We start from the raw sequence: 14686 nt of genomic DNA, 5'->3' as shown, positions 1-14686 counted from the left end.
CTCATATACATCGAATCGTGCGACGCGCCGGCCGCACGATCCGGTGTTTTTTTATTGGCAGGCCTCGCATCCCGGGTCATCGATCGCGCAGAACTTGATGTCGGTTGCGGGCGTCGCATTCATCTGCGCCTGCGCCGCGGCAGCCGCGGCTTCGAGCGCGCTCATGCCGCTGCTCGCGGGTGCCGAGCCGGATGACACCGAGTTCATCTTGCCTGCGGTCACGGTCGATTTCTCTGCGTGCGTCGCGCTCTGGGTGCGCAGGTAGTAAGTGGTCTTGAGGCCGCGCAGCCAGGCCAGCTTGTAGGTGTCGTCCAGCTTCTTGCCCGAGGCGCCCGCCATATAGATATTGAGCGACTGCGCCTGGTCTATCCACTTCTGGCGGCGCGCCGCCGCTTCGACGATCCAGGAGGTTTCGATTTCAAACGCCGTGGCGTACAGCGCCTTGACGTCCTGGGGCACGCGGTCGATGGGGCGCAGCGATCCGTCAAAGTGCTTCAGGTCCACCACCATGACGTCGTCCCACAGGTTCAGGCGCTTGAGGTCGCGCACCAGGTAGTGGTTGATGACGGTGAATTCGCCGGACAGGTTGGACTTGACCGAGAGGTTGCCGAAGCAGGGCTCGATGCAGGCGTCCACGCCGATGATGTTGGAGATGGTGGCGGTCGGGGCGATGGCGACGCAGTTGGAGTTGCGCATGCCGTCCTTGGCGATCTTTTTGCGCAGTGCGTCCCAGTCCAGCGTGGCGGAACGGTCGATTTCGACATAGCCGCCGCGCTGCTCGGCCAGCATGTCCAGCGTGTCCAGGGGCAGCACGCCCTTGTCCCAGAGCGAGCCCTTGTAAGTGGCGTACTTGCCGCGTTCCCTGGCCAGCTCGGTGGAGGCCCAGTAGGCGTGGTAGCAGACGGCTTCCATGGACTTGTCGGCGAACTCGACGGCTTCCTGGGAGGCGTAAGGCACGCGCAGCTCATACAGGCAGTCCTGGAAGCCCATGATGCCCAGGCCCACCGGGCGGTGGCGCATGTTGGAGTCGCGGGCCTTCTTGACGGCGTAGTAGTTGATATCGATCACGTTGTCCAGCATGCGCATGGCCGTGGTGATGGTCTTCTTGAGCTTCTCGTGGTCGACCGCGCCGTCCTTCAGGTGCTGGACCAGGTTGACGGAGCCGAGGTTGCAGACGGCGGTTTCGGTGTCGCTGGTGTTGAGCGTGATCTCGGTGCACAGGTTGGACGAGTGCACGACACCGGCGTGCTGCTGCGGCGAGCGCACGTTGCAGGCGTCCTTGAAGGTGATCCAGGGATGGCCGGTTTCAAACAGCATGGACAGCATCTTGCGCCACATGTCGGTGGCCTGCACCTTGCGGGACGGCTTGATCTCGCCGCGCTCGGCCTTGGCTTCGTAGGCGGTGTAGATTTTCTCGAAGTCTTTGCCGAACTTGTCGTGCAGGTCGGGCGTGTCGGACGGCGAGAACAGGGTCCAGCTTCCCTTTTCCATCACGCGGCGCATGAAGAGGTCGGGAATCCAGTTGGCGGTGTTCATGTCGTGCGTGCGGCGGCGGTCGTCGCCGGTGTTCTTGCGCAGTTCCAGGAACTCTTCAATATCCAGGTGCCAGGTTTCCAGGTAGGCGCAGACGGCGCCCTTGCGCTTGCCGCCCTGGTTGACGGCAACAGCGGTGTCGTTGACGACTTTGAGGAAGGGAACGACGCCTTGCGATTCGCCGTTGGTGCCCTTGATGTGGGCGCCCAGGGCGCGCACGGGCGTCCAGTCATTGCCCAGGCCGCCGGCGAATTTGGACAGCAGCGCGTTTTCCTTGATGGCGTCGTAGATGCCGCCCAGGTCGTCGGCGACCGTGGTCAGGTAGCAGGACGACAGCTGGGAGCGCAGGGTGCCGGCGTTGAACAGGGTCGGCGTGCTCGACATGAAGTCAAAGGACGAGAGGATTTCGTAGAACTCGATGGCGCGCTCTTCGCGGTTGATCTCGTTGAGCGACAGGCCCATCGCCACGCGCATGAAGAAAGCCTGGGGCAACTCGATGCGCTGCTTGCGCACGTGCAGGAAGTAGCGGTCAAAAAGGGTCTGCAGGCCGAGGTAGTCAAACTTCAGGTCGCGCTCGGGCTTGAGTGCGGCGCCCAGGCGGGCCAGGTCGAACTGCTGCAGCTTCTCGTCCAGCAGCTCGTTCTGCACACCCTTGGCGATGAATTGCGGGAAATATTCGGCATAGCGCACGGCCATGTCGGCCTGAGTGACTTCCTCGCCCAGCACTTCGCGGCGGATGGTGTGCATCAGCAGGCGCGCGGTGGCGTAGGTGTAGTCGGGGTCTTTTTCAATCAGCGTGCGCGCCGCCAGGATGGAGGCCTTGTAGACCTCGTCGATGGGAACGCCGTCGTACAGGTTGCGCATGGTTTCCGCAACGATGGGGTCGGGTTTGACGTCGGCACCCAGGTTGGCGCAAGACGCTTCAATCAGGGCCTGCAGATTGCCGACGTCCAACGCGACGCGGTTGCCGCGGTCGGTCACGTGGATCAGGGGAACCGCCGGGGCGGTGCTTTGCGGCTGGCGTGCGCGCTCCTGAGTGCGCTTTTCGCGGTACAGCACATAGGCGCGGGCGATCTCGTGGTGGCCGCCGCGCATCAGGCCGAGCTCGACCTGGTCCTGCACGTCTTCTATATGAAAGGTGCCGCCGCCTGGGCGCGAGCGCATCAGGGCGCGAATGACCGCCTGGGTCAGGCCGTCAACGGTTTCGCGCACGCTGGCCGAGGCCGCGCCCTGCGTTCCGTGAACGGCCAGGAAGGCCTTCATCATGGCCACGGCGATCTTGTTGGGCTCGAACGGCACCACACCGCCGTTGCGGCGGATGATCTGGTAATGGGCAAGGGGATTGGGCTGGGTGTTGGGTTCGCTGGCTGCCGGATTGCCGGCGGCAACGGCTGGCGTTGCGGGCACTGCGTGTTGTGCTGTTTGCATGAGTTCCTCTTTGTTTTATGACTGGCTTGATGTGTTGTTGCGGGCAATCCGTCTGGCGGGAGCGGTTCAAAAACAAGAACCAATTTCTCACCGCCGGGGCCCGAATTACATCAATCTTGAATTAGGGCTTAGGCACTATACCTAGGGTGTTGGGGGAATACAAGCCACTACAGGTAGTGTACCGCCGAGTTTATGGACCGTTACGTTTTGTGGCTTTTTTCCTTCCGCCGAAGGCCCCTCGGATAAGGCCTTCGTACTCCTGCCGTCTGTCTCGCGCAAAGCCTGATTCCATCAGGCCTGTGACGGCCAGGCAGCGCTGCGGCGCGCCTTGCCGAAGGGTTTGCCCTGCCAGCTCAAGCCCATGTTAGCGCGGTAAAAATACCGGGAAATTTCCGCAGGCAAAGCGCACCACACTGGTGTGGTTTTGTGCTGATGCCGCTTAAACGGTTTCGGGAAAATACCTAGCCGGCAAGGCGAGCGAGTTTTGCAGCGAGGGCCAGTCGAAACCTGGACCAGGGTCCTGTTTGCGGCCGGGTGCGATGTGCTCGTGTCCCGCGATGTGGGCGATGGGATAGGCCTGGATCAACGAGGCGCACAGCCCGGCAAGTGTGTCGTACTGCGGCGCTTCGAAGACGCCGCCTTCCAGGCCTTCGAGTTCAATGCCGATGGAATCGTCGTTGCAGTTGCCGCGCCCACGGTAGTTCGATTCCCCAGCGTGCCAGGCCCGGTTGCCGCAGCCGACAAACTGCCACAGGTCGCCGGAGCGGGCAATGAAGAAATGCGACGACACCTGCAGGCCGCGTATGCCCTGAAAGTAAGCGTGGGCTTCCCAATCGAGCTGGTTGGTGAAGAGGCGCTGCACGTTGCCGTTGCCGAATTCGCCGGGCGGCAGGCTGATGGAGTGAATGACGATGAGGTCGATCTGCGCACCCTCGGGCCGCGGGCCGAAATTGGGCGACGCCAGCGCGCGCGCATAGCGATACCAGCCATCGCGCCATAAGGGTTGCGTGGCACCGGCCCCCTCGCGCTCACTTTCAGGGCGGATCATCGGCGGCGTCAAGTCCATCGGCAGGGTCTTCGTTGCCTGGCGTCACGATGTTGAGGCGGGCAATACGGTAGCGTATCTGGCGCAGGCTCAGGCCCAGCCTGGCGGCCGCCGCGGTGCGGTTGAAACCGTTTTCAAGCAGCACCTTCGTGAGGATGCTGCGCTCCTGCCTGTCCAGGTAGTCCTGCAGGTTTTCCGGGATGGCGACCTGCTCTTCGGTGGGCGTGTCGAAATGAAGCTCGCTGCCGTCGCCAAGCGCCACTGCGCGGTGCAGGGTATTCTCAAGTTCGCGGACGTTGCCGTTGAAGGGCAGGGCGCGCAATTGTTCCAGCACGGATTCCGTCAACTCGGGCACGGGAAAGCCGGACTCCTGGCAGATCCTGGCCAACAAGGCTTTGCACAGGGCCGGCAAGTCCTCACGGCGCTCGCGCAGGGCCGGCACCTGAATTTCGATCACGTTGAGCCGGTAATACAGGTCCTGGCGAAAAGTGCCCGCCTGGACCTCGGCCACGAGGTCTTTGTGGGTGGCGCTGACGATGCGCACGTCCACTGGGTCTTCCTGGGCGGAGCCCAGCGGCCGCACGGTGCGCTCCTGAATGGCCCGCAGGAGCTTGGACTGCATGGCCAGCGGCAGGTCGCCGATCTCGTCGAGAAACAGGGTTCCGCCTTTGGCCGCCTGAAAGTAGCCCTGCCGGTCTTGCGCCGAGCCGGTGTAGGCGCCCTTGCGCGCGCCAAAGAATTCCGCTTCCAGGAGGTTCTCCGGAATGGCGCTGCAGTTGACGGCCACAAACGGGCCCGCTGCGCGGTGGCTGCAGCCGTGCACGGCGCGCGCGACCAATTCCTTGCCGGTGCCCGACTCGCCCTGGATCAGCACCGGCGCCATGCTGCCGGCCACCTTGACGATACGGGACTTGACGGCGCGCATGACAGCCGATTCACCGACCAGCTTCTGGAGTATCAACGGGGCTTCGGCCGCCACGGGCAGAGGCAAGGCCAATGGCGCGATAGCCGCGTCGGAGGTGGCGCGCTCGCTTTTGCCCGCGGCCGGCGCCGGATGTTTGGCGCCCTGCACGGCCGATGCCACGACGCTGCGGAACTGTTTGAGGTCGACCGGCTTGGTGAGGTAGTCAAAGGCGCCGGCCTTCAGCGCCTCGACCGCATTTTCGGCGGAGCCATGCGCCGTGATCACCACGCAGCGCTCGCTGCGCTGCTGGCTCACCATGTCGCGCAGCAGCTCGAGGCCAAGGCCGTCGGGCAGGCGCATGTCGGTGATGACTGCATCAAAGCGATTTTCACTGAGCTGCTGGCGGGCCTGCTGCAAATCGCCGGCGGCTTCCACCCGGTAACCTTCCCTGAGCAGGGTCAGCTCATAAAGGGTGCACAGGTCCGGTTCGTCGTCGATGACGAGGATGCGGGCTTGCTGGTGGGCGGGGGGTTGCATGCTCATGGGTCTCAAGTGGGCATTGTGGCAAAAGAAGGTGGGGGTGTGTTGGGCGATTGCGCGGAGGGCTGGAACATGACAAAGAACTCATTGCCGTCGGTGCCTTCACGCTGCACGCGCTGGTAGCCGATCATGGCGCCGTAGCGTTCGCACAGCTCGCGGCAGATATAAAGGCCCAGTCCGCTGGAGCGGCTTTCGGAGGAGAAGAAGGGTTCAAACAGGTGGGTCTGGACGGTGTGCTCCAGCGGTTGCCCGTCGCTCCATACGGACAGGCGCGCCTGCCCCGGCGCCACGCTCTGGGTCGCGACTTCGATCGCTCCGGCCGAATCGCTGGCGTAGCGCAGGGCGTTGTCCAGCAGGTTGATCATCAGGCGCCGCAAATGTTCGGGCTCAAAAGCCACGATGGCGTTGTCCGAGCCCGGCGCGATGCGCGTGCGCCCCGAGGCTGCGGTCTGCCCTGCCCAGTCGGACGTGATTTTCCGGACGGTGTCATCCAGCGGCAGGGTGGTGGTTTGCGGCGACGGCAGTTGCGCCTGGGCACGCGAAATATTCAATACTTCATCGACGATGCGCGCCAGCCTTTGCGCGTTTTGCCTGACCATGTCGGTAAGCTGGCGGTGCCCTGGGTCCTGCAGGTCCTCCTCAAGCAGGGCGTTGGCCTGCGAAATGGCGGCCAGCGGATTGCGGATTTCGTGGGCCACCGCGGCCGACATGCGGCCCATGGCCGCCATTTTTTCGGTCCGGACACGCGCTTCCATTTCACGCAGGTCTTCGAGGAACATGACGCAAAGACTCTCATGCGTGCCGTCCGGCGATGCGGCCAGCCGCGTGCGCACATGCAGCCGCCGGGTGTGGCCGCCCCCGTTGTCCAGGCTGACGTCGGCTTCCTGGGGCGATTGCGCCACGAAGGTATGGTGCATCAGTGCGGCAAGCGGCTGCCACGCGGCTTCCGTTGCCAGGATGAAGGGGGCGCTGCGCACCGCATCGCCGGCTGCCAGCAGTCGCCGCGAAGCCGGGTTGGCCGAGCGCACGATGCCGTTGACGTCGACCACCAGCACACCGTCGGCCAGGGCTTCAATCACCAGTTCATTCACCTGCGTCTGCATGCGCGCGGCGGATTGGCCGCGTTTGGCCAGCAGTTCTTCCCGGGCCAGGCGCAGGGCCAGGTTGTTGGCGAGCAGCGCAACGAAGAAGAAACCGGAACTGCTCAAGCCCGCCTGCAGGAAGCGGGCGTTGGAATCGCCCAGCCCCTGCAGCGAGTTCCACCAGGCGTCCGCCAGCAGCAGCAGCGTTACGCTGGCAGCTGTTCCGAAGGCCAGAAGAATAGGCCCGAGGATGGAGGCCAGCAGCACCGGCAATGCGAACAACGGCGTGTAATTGATGCCGCTGGACTGCAGGACGTTGAGCGCCGAAAAGGCGATGACGTCCACACCGATGGTCAGCACCCATTGCGCGTCAAAAGTACTGCCGGGAGGTTGCGGCCGCGACCAGAGCCGCACGGCCAGGGTTGCGCACAAATAGGCGATGCAAGTCGCGATGGACCAGTGGTTGGTGATGTTGCCCAGTACGTAGATGAATGCCTGCAGGATCACCAGCACGGCGGCGATGGCGACACGCGCCGTCATGAAAACATGCCAGAGGCGGCCGAAGGAGCCGGGCTCGGACGTGATTTCCCAACTGCCTGAGCTCCGGTCGCCGCCTGTTTCAAACCAATGGGACGGCGTGCTCATCTAGTCTTGGGCTTCACGCCGGTGCGCATCGCTGCAATAAATGCCGCGATTGCCGATCAGCGCTTCGGATTGGGGTAAATGCACGCCGCAAACCTTGCAGGCGACGATTTGTGTGGCGGCAGCCCCCGTTTTGGGAGAGGCCGGYGGGCGCACCGGTGTCTCGCGTCTTTCCGCCTCCCGGTTGTGCCGCCAGATCCAGAACACCACCAGCACCAGGGCCATGACCAGCAGGTATTTCATGCTCGCCTCAGGATGACTTCAAGCACAAAGCGCGAACCGGCATAACCCAGCAGCAGAAGCCCGGAACCCAGGTACAGCACATGGACCGCCTTGCGGCCCCGCCAGCCCAGGCGCGCGCGGCCGATCAGCAGGCCCGCAAAGGTCAGCCAGGCCAGGACGGAAAACACCGTTTTGTGGTTCCACTTCCAGGCAAGGCCCGGGCCGTAAAGGGTTTCGGCAAACAGCCAGCCGACGAACAGCGTGGCAGACAGCAAGACAAACCCAGCCTCGACGAAGCGGAAGGTCAGGCGCTCCAGCGTCATCAGCGGCACACCTGCGTCGGTTTGCGCGGCCAGCCGGATGGAGCGCTCGGAGCGCGTCATGAGCCAGCCATGCACGACCGCCGCGGCGAACAGCCCGTAGGACGCAATGCCCAGGGCCCAGTGCAGCGGAAGCCAGGGTGACGCGATGGCGTGGTAAGTGGTGCCGGGAAAGACGAGCGTCAGGATCACCGCCACGCTGCCCAGGCCCGCCAGGGCCCAATGGGCCTGCAGCTGCGGGAAAAGGCGGCTTTCTATGGCGTAAACGGTCAGCACCAGCCAGACGGTCATGGACAGCGCGGGCGCAAAACCGAAGCGGGGCGGCTCGCCCAGCAGGCCGTCGGCCAGCGCCAGCGCATGCAGCAGCCAGGCGGCCAGCAGCATCGCGCGTACGGCGCCGGCGCCCAGGCGCGGCGAGGCCAGCGCCAGCACGGCATAGGCGACAGCGGCGCCGGTTGCCGCGGCAAGACCCCACCAGTCGCTCAAAGCTAAAATCATGGCTAGAGTTTAGCCTTACTGCTTTGCTGGTCGTCTCCCCCGCAGCCCTCCCGCGGCTTTCTTTTCCCACCTAACTGCCCCACGCCCGTGGCGCCCTCCCATGGCTTCAGCCCTTACCGACAAGTTATCCCGCCTCGTCAAGGAAATGCGAGGCCAGGCCCGCATCACCGAATCCAATGTGCAGGACATGTTGCGCGAGGTGCGCATGGCACTGCTGGAGGCCGACGTGGCCCTGCCCGTGGTGCGCGACTTCATCGCCCGGGTCAAGGAAAAGGCGCTGGGCCAGGAAGTGATGGGTTCACTTTCGCCGGGCCAGGCGCTGGTCGGCATCGTCAACAAGGAGCTCGCCGCCACCATGGGCGAGGGCGTGAGCGACATCAATCTGGCGGCGCAGCCGCCGGCGGTCATCCTCATGGCCGGTCTGCAGGGCGCCGGTAAAACGACCACCACGGCCAAGCTGGCCAAGCACCTGATCGAAAAGCGCAAGAAAAAAGTGCTGACGGTCTCGGGGGACGTTTACCGACCGGCCGCCATCGAGCAGCTCAAGACGGTCACCAAACAGGCCGGCGCCGAATGGTTTCCCAGCACGCCCGACCAGAAGCCTGCCGACATTGCCCGCGCCGCCATCGACTACGCCCGCAGGCACTTCTTTGACGTGCTGCTGGTCGATACCGCCGGCCGGCTGGCCATTGACGAAGCCCTGATGGCCGAGATCAAGGAACTGCATGCCATCCTGAACCCGGTCGAGACCCTGTTCGTCGTCGATGCCATGCAGGGCCAGGACGCGGTCAACACCGCCAAGGCCTTCAAGGAGGCGCTGCCGCTGACCGGCATCATCCTGACCAAGACCGACGGCGATTCGCGCGGCGGCGCGGCGCTCAGCGTGCGGCAGATCACCGGCGCGCCCATCAAGTTTTCCGGCACCAGCGAAAAAATCGACGGCCTGGAAGTGTTCGACGCCGAGCGCCATGCGGGACGTATCCTGGGCATGGGTGACATCGTCGCACTGGTCGAGCAGGTCGCCGCTGGCGTCGATGTGGCCGCGGCGCAAAAGCTGGCCGCCAAGATCAAGTCGGGTGACGGCTTTGACCTCAATGACTTCCTGGGCCAGCTGCAGCAGATGAAGAACATGGGCGGCCTCTCAAGCCTGCTGGACAAGCTGCCGGCGCAGATGACCGCCAAGGCCGGCCAGGTCGACATGGACAAGGCCGAGAGAGACATCAAGCGAAAGGAAGGCATCATCCAGAGCATGACGCCGCTGGAGCGCCGCAAGCCCGAGCTCATCAAGGCCACGCGCAAGCGCCGCATTGCCGCAGGGTCGGGCGTGCATGTTCAGGAAGTCAACCGGCTGCTCAACGAGTTCGAGCAGATGCAAGGCATGATGAAGAAGATGAAGGGCAGCGGCATGATGAAGATGATGAAGCGCATGGGTGGCATGAAAGGCATGCCCAAATTCTGATTCCATTCCTACTTCAACGCGATAGGTCGTTGCGCCGCCTTGCCGTGCTGTAGCACTGTCTGCGGCGACGCGCCTACTCTCGCATTGAAGTAGAAATGGAATCGGAGGCCCATTTGCCCCCAAGAAAAAAAGCCGCTTCAAGCGGCTTTTTTTCTTGGGTTGTTCAGGGCTTCAGGCCGCCTTCAACTGCGGCTGGGCCAGCCGGCTGGCATGCAGCCAGGCGCGGCGCAGCACCGCGGGAGAGCGGGTCTCTTCCGGAATCAGCAGGTAGTTTTGCGCGCGCAGGGCCGTGCCCACGCCGACCTTGCTGGTGAGCACCGTCATCGGGATGGACAGCAGCAACGGCAGGCCCACCGGGATCAGCCAGACCAGCGCGCGCGCATCGATCACGGCGATGCCGACCGCCAGCAGCGCGATCACGCCGGACATGGGCGCCAGTTGCGCCAGTGCGTGGCGCCAGGGCACGGCGGCCGCTTCGCGCGGGGGCGACTTCCATTCGAGCTTGAGGCCGGTCAGCGCCACCACCACGAACAGCGAGTGCGCCAGCATGCGGATGGGGGCCTGCAGCAGGGCGATCAGGGTTTCCAGCAGCGCGCTGCGCAGCAGGCTGGCGGTGCCGCCGTAGGACTGCTGCTGGCGGTTGATCAGCACGGCGGCGATGCCCAGGATGYGCGGCAGGAAGAGCATGCACAGCGTCCAGGCCCACAGCGACATCAGCTCGCCCGGCAACAGCGTCCAGTCGGCGATCATGGGCGAGCCCGACAGCCACAGTGCGGTGCCCAGGGTCAGGAAGCACAGCCACAGCGGCGCCGACAGGTAGGCCATGGCGCCGGTGCCGAACATGGAGCGGTGCACCGGGTGTATGCCGGGCTCGGCGATCAGGCGCGAGTTCTGAAGGTTGCCCTGGCACCAGCGGCGGTCGCGCTGCAGTTCGGCCAGGAGGTCGGGCGGCTGCTGCTCGTAGCTGCCGACCAGGTCGCCCACCAGCCAGACGTGGTAGCCGGCGCGTCGCATCAGCGCGGCTTCGACAAAGTCGTGCGACATGATGCTGYCGGCCATGCCGCCCGTGCCCTGGATGTGGGCCAGTGCGCAATGTTTCATGAAGGGTTCGATGCGGATGATGGCGTTGTGGCCCCAGTAGTGGGACTCGCCCATCTGCCAGAACTGCATGCCCAGCGTGAACAGGCGCCCCGTCACGCGCGAGGCGAACTGCTGCGCGCGCGCATGCAGGGTCACATGGCCTATGGCCTGGGTGGCGGTCTGGATGATGCCGGCCTTGGGGTTGGCTTCCATCAGCTTGACCATGGAGACCAGGCAGTCGCCGCTCATCACGCTGTCGGCGTCCAGCACCACCATATAGCGGTAGTCATTGCCCCATCGGCGGCAGAAGTCGGCCACATTGCCGGCCTTGCGGTCGGTGCGGCGTTTGCGCAGGCGGTAATACACCTCGATCTGCGGTTGGTCCGGGTGGCCGGCCAGCTGGGCGCGCAGGTCTTCCCACGCGGCGCGTTCGGCCTTGATGATGGCCGGGTTGTTGCTGTCGGACAGCACGAACACGTCGAAGCTTTGCACGTGGCCGGTCATCGCGACGGATTCGCAGGTCGCGCGAAGGCCGGCGAACACGGTGCGCACGTCCTCGTTGCAGATCGGCATGATGATGGCGGTGCGCGTGGTGGCGTCCAGCGGAACGTGCTGGACTTTTTTGGCCGACAGCGCGTGCTTGTCGCCGAAGAGGGTGACGTAAAAGCCCATCATCGCGGTCATGAAGCCGGTCACCACCCAGGCCGACAGCAGCGCGAACAGGCTGATCTGGCCGTACTGCAGCCAGGCGTTGTCGTAGTCGGGCTGCATGTCGGCAAAGATGCTGGTGGCGAGCACCGTGCTGACCAGCGTGAGCAGCAGGAACACCGCGCGGCGGCGCCGGGCGGCGCGCTGCCAGGGCTCCGGCCGGGCGGCGGGCAGCGGGCGCAAAGCCGCCGGGTCGCCGGCCTTGAATATCGACACCAGCGGCAGCAACAACGCGGTCGCCATGCTGTTCCAGAAGCCGCGCCAGGGGCGGGGCACCATGGAGCCCCGGTTCAGCGGCGGGGCCGTGACCGAATTCGGATGACGTTCCTCACGCAGGGGGCTGCGCGCGGCGGCGGCGGTCAGGGTGTGATCAGGTTGGTCCATGTTTCGCTTACGGTGTGGTTGTCGTGTTTGAGGAAGGCGCGCAGCTCGACGGGCTGGGCCGGGTTCAGTTGCTGTACGCGCAGCGTCATGCGCCATGCGCCGGTGACGGGGTTTTTGTAGGCGAGGCTTTCGAGCACGCGGCCGTTGGCATTGGTGCTGGAGATCGCCTCGACCTTGGCGTCCTCGGGAAGCGCGTCAAGCGCCGGACCGGCAAAGTCGACGACGTACTGGATCTGGCCTTTCATGTCGGTTCCGGATTTGGAGAATCCGAAGCCGCGGCGTGTCTGCTTCACCCAGCCGTTGGGCGGGAGTTGCTGGTTCTTGCCCTGCCAGTTGATCTCCCAGGCGATGTCCAGCGACTCGCCGGGCGCCGGCATTTTTTCGGGCACCCAGTAGGCCGCGACGTTGTCGTGCGTCTCGTCAGGCGTGGCAAATTGCAGCAGTTCGACGCGGCCCGGGCCCCAGTCCCCGACCGGCGTGACCCAGGCGCTTGGCCGCAGCTCATAGCGCGCTTCGGTGTCTTCATAGTTGGCAAAGGCGCGGTCGCGCTGCATCAGGCCGAAGCCTTTGAGCGACTTCATGGCGAAGGACGTCACCAGCGTGGATGAGGGGTTCTGCAGCGGCCGCCACAGCCATTCGCCGTCGCCGGTGGCGATCATCAGCCCGTCGGAATCGTGTACCTCCGGCCGGAAGTCGCCGGGCCTGGGCTGGTTTTCACCGAAGAAGAACATGCTGGTCAGCGGCGCGATGCCCAGAGCGGCCACCGGCGCGCTGTTGCCGCTGGTGGCGGCCGGGCGCATGAAAATGCGCGCCTGTACCTTGGTGGTGGTCTGGTCGCCGGGCGTGATGTCGAAGCGGTAGGCGCCCGTCATGCGCTCGGAATCCATCAGCGCGTAGACCGTCAGTTGCTTCGCGTCGCCTGCGGGTTTTTCGAGCCAGAAATCGGTGAAGCGCGGAAACTCTTCCTTGCCGCCGCCCGCTGTGTCCACGGCCAGGCCACGGGCCGACAGCCCGTAGCGCTGGCCCGAGCCCAGGGCGCGGAAATACGTGGCGCCGGTGAAAACCACCAGCTCGTCCTTGTAGGTGGGCGAATTGAGGTTGCTGAAAAAACGCACGCCGCCGTGGCCCAGGTCGCCCCAGGTCTCGGGTGACAATTTGTTTTTGCCGAAATTGAACGCCGCCGGGTCGTAGGGCAGGGGCTTCACACCCGCTGTCGTGATTTCGTGAATGCGGACCGAATCGCCGTGCCGGCCGACGTGGAAAAAGTTGGCTTCGTAAGGCAGTTTGTCGGCGCGCCAGAGCGTGCTGGCGGCGTTGAAACGGATGTCCCGGTAGTCGTCGTAGGCCATTTTGGCGAGTTCGACGGGCACGGCGTGGGAGGCTTCGCGCCAGGGCGCTTGCGAGCGCTGGCGCGCCATGGCGGCCACGTCGTCAAGGTTGAAGGCCTGCGCCTGGCCGGCTGCCAGCGTCAGTACCGCCAGGCTTGCGCAGGCCGCAGTTTGAGCCCGCGCCAGAAAATGGGCGCTTCGCTTGAGGCCCCGGGAGGCATCAAAAAAAGGCAGAAAAAAAGCTGGCATGCCATGACTAGGGCAAACCCTGTGCCAGCTTGAAAAAACTGTTTTAAATCAACAGCTTGGACGTGATACTTGACTTAACAAAATGTAATGCGCCGCAGGAGCGCCAGAAATCGCTGTTTTTGTCGCCAATCGGCGACAGGCATCTGCGGATGCTTCATTAAATCGTTTTAAATCAAGGCCTTATGCCTGTCGCTGGCTGGCGACGGCACGCAGCCGAAGAGCGACAAGTTTCCCGGGCTTAAGCCTTGAAGTGGCCTGGCGTGAGGCCGTGTTTTTGCATCAGGCGATAAAACTCGGTGCGGTTGCGGTCCGCCAGGCGTGCCGCGTCGGCCACGTTGCCGTCCGTCAATTTGAGCAGGCCCACCAGGTAGTCGCGTTCGAAATGCTGTTTGGCTTCGGCAAAGGTCAGCACCTGCACGCTGGGCGAACGCAGCGCGCGCTGCACCAGGGCCAGCGGCACCAGCGGCGTGGTCGACAGCGCGCAGACCTGCTCCACCACGTTGTAGAGCTGCCGCACGTTGCCGGGCCAGGCGGCGGTGCTGAGGGCCTTGAGGGCCTCGGGGGCGAAGCCGCTGAGGCGCTTGTCGTACTTGGCGGCCAGTTTCAGCAGGAAGTGGTTGGCCAGCAGGGGAATGTCCTCGCGGCGCTCCGACAGCGGCGGCAGGGTCAGCGTGACCACGTTGAGGCGGTAATAGAGGTCGGCGCGGAACTGGCCCTCGGCCATGGCGGCGTCCAGGTCGCGGTGGGTGGCCGAGATGATGCGCACATCCACGGGAATCGACTGGCTGGAGCCCAGCGGCCGCACCACGCGCTCCTGCAGCACGCGCAGCAGCTTGATCTGCAGGGCGGGCGGCATGTCACCGATCTCGTCGAGCAGCAGCGTGCCGCCGTCGGCCGCCTGGAACAGCCCTTTGTGGTTGGCCACCGCGTCGGTGAAGGCGCCCTTGACGTGCCCGAACAGCTCGGACTCGAGCAGAGCCTCGGGGATGGCGCCGCAGTTCACCGCGACAAAAGGCTTGCCGGCGCGCGGGCCGGCCTGGTGGATGGCCTGGGCCAGCAGTTCCTTGCCGGTGCCGCTCTCGCCGCGCAGCAGCACGCTGGCATCGGACTGGGCCACCATGCGCGCCTCGGCCAGCGCCTCGGCCATGCGGCTGGAGCGGCTGATGATCTGGTTCTGCCAGGCTTCGGGGCTGCCGCGCTTGGCGGGGCTGGCGGGGGCGCTCAGGGCCAGGGCCTGGGCGATCTTGGGGCCTGGGCGATCTTG

The 14686-nt window shown here is 64.7% G+C and carries 10 protein-coding genes; 1 reads left to right on the top strand and 9 read right to left on the bottom strand.

The features are described 5' to 3' along the window. Positions 1-51: 51 nt before the first annotated feature. The 6 genes from AC1DXS_RS12155 to AC1DXS_RS12130 form a co-directional block, all read right to left on the bottom strand. Positions 52-2961, bottom strand: coding sequence for a ribonucleoside-diphosphate reductase subunit alpha (locus AC1DXS_RS12155; RefSeq protein ID WP_477737747.1), 2910 nt, complete (start codon positions 2959-2961; stop codon positions 52-54). A gap of 439 nt (positions 2962-3400) precedes the next feature. Beyond that, the gene (ampD, locus tag AC1DXS_RS12150) at positions 3401-4027 is read right to left on the bottom strand and encodes a 1,6-anhydro-N-acetylmuramyl-L-alanine amidase AmpD (protein WP_477737746.1); all 627 of its coding nucleotides are present in this window, start codon (positions 4025-4027) and stop codon (positions 3401-3403) included. Beyond that, positions 3996-5453, bottom strand: coding sequence for a sigma-54-dependent transcriptional regulator (locus AC1DXS_RS12145; RefSeq protein ID WP_477737745.1), 1458 nt, complete (start codon positions 5451-5453; stop codon positions 3996-3998). The genes ampD and AC1DXS_RS12145 overlap by 32 nt, the downstream gene beginning before the upstream one ends. Before the next feature lie 5 nt (positions 5454-5458). Next, positions 5459-7177 carry a two-component system sensor histidine kinase NtrB gene (locus AC1DXS_RS12140; RefSeq protein ID WP_477737744.1) on the bottom strand — a complete coding sequence of 573 codons (1719 nt, stop codon included), beginning with the start codon at positions 7175-7177 and terminating at the stop codon, positions 5459-5461. Then, complete coding sequence (locus tag AC1DXS_RS12135; RefSeq protein ID WP_477737743.1) at positions 7178-7417, bottom strand: PP0621 family protein; 240 nt, start codon at positions 7415-7417, stop codon at positions 7178-7180. It abuts the gene before it with no gap. After that, a complete protein-coding gene (locus AC1DXS_RS12130) occupies positions 7414-8214 on the bottom strand; it encodes a cytochrome C assembly family protein (protein ID WP_477737742.1) in 801 nt (266 codons plus the stop codon). Before AC1DXS_RS12130 ends, AC1DXS_RS12135 begins: the two co-directional genes overlap by 4 nt. A 100-nt stretch (positions 8215-8314) precedes the next feature. Between AC1DXS_RS12130 and ffh the strand changes: the two genes are divergently transcribed. Next, positions 8315-9673, top strand: a complete 1359-nt coding sequence (gene ffh / locus AC1DXS_RS12125) for a signal recognition particle protein (protein ID WP_477737741.1) — start codon at positions 8315-8317, stop codon at positions 9671-9673. Positions 9674-9844: 171 nt separating this feature from the next. Here ffh and mdoH read toward each other — a convergent pair whose 3' ends face one another. The 3 genes from mdoH to AC1DXS_RS12110 all read right to left on the bottom strand — a co-directional run. Continuing rightward, positions 9845-11845, bottom strand: coding sequence for a glucans biosynthesis glucosyltransferase MdoH (gene mdoH / locus AC1DXS_RS12120; protein WP_477737740.1), 2001 nt, complete (start codon positions 11843-11845; stop codon positions 9845-9847). Next, the gene (locus AC1DXS_RS12115) at positions 11821-13422 is read right to left on the bottom strand and encodes a glucan biosynthesis protein G (RefSeq protein ID WP_477737739.1); all 1602 of its coding nucleotides are present in this window, start codon (positions 13420-13422) and stop codon (positions 11821-11823) included. The genes mdoH and AC1DXS_RS12115 overlap by 25 nt, the downstream gene beginning before the upstream one ends. A gap of 238 nt (positions 13423-13660) precedes the next feature. Then, positions 13661-14686 (bottom strand): sigma-54 interaction domain-containing protein (locus AC1DXS_RS12110; RefSeq protein WP_477737738.1); only part of this gene is annotated, 1026 nt, incomplete at its 5' end.

The sequence above is a fragment of the Polaromonas sp. P3_B1 genome (genome assembly GCF_056402935.1).
This window is presented reverse-complemented; position numbering and strand designations above follow the sequence as displayed.

Bases quoted from the DNA above. Each gene is read 5' to 3' on its own strand.
- AC1DXS_RS12155 (WP_477737747.1), bottom strand. From the start codon at position 2,961: ATGCAAACAGCACAACACGCAGTGCCCGCAACGCCAGCCGTTGCCGCC.
- AC1DXS_RS12145 (WP_477737745.1), bottom strand. From the start codon at position 5,453: ATGAGCATGCAACCCCCCGCCCACCAGCAAGCCCGCATCCTCGTCATC.
- AC1DXS_RS12140 (WP_477737744.1), bottom strand. From the start codon at position 7,177: ATGAGCACGCCGTCCCATTGGTTTGAAACAGGCGGCGACCGGAGCTCA.
- ampD (WP_477737746.1), bottom strand. From the start codon at position 4,027: ATGGACTTGACGCCGCCGATGATCCGCCCTGAAAGTGAGCGCGAGGGG.
- AC1DXS_RS12115 (WP_477737739.1), bottom strand. From the start codon at position 13,422: ATGCCAGCTTTTTTTCTGCCTTTTTTTGATGCCTCCCGGGGCCTCAAG.
- ffh (WP_477737741.1), top strand. From the start codon at position 8,315: ATGGCTTCAGCCCTTACCGACAAGTTATCCCGCCTCGTCAAGGAAATG.
- AC1DXS_RS12130 (WP_477737742.1), bottom strand. From the start codon at position 8,214: ATGATTTTAGCTTTGAGCGACTGGTGGGGTCTTGCCGCGGCAACCGGC.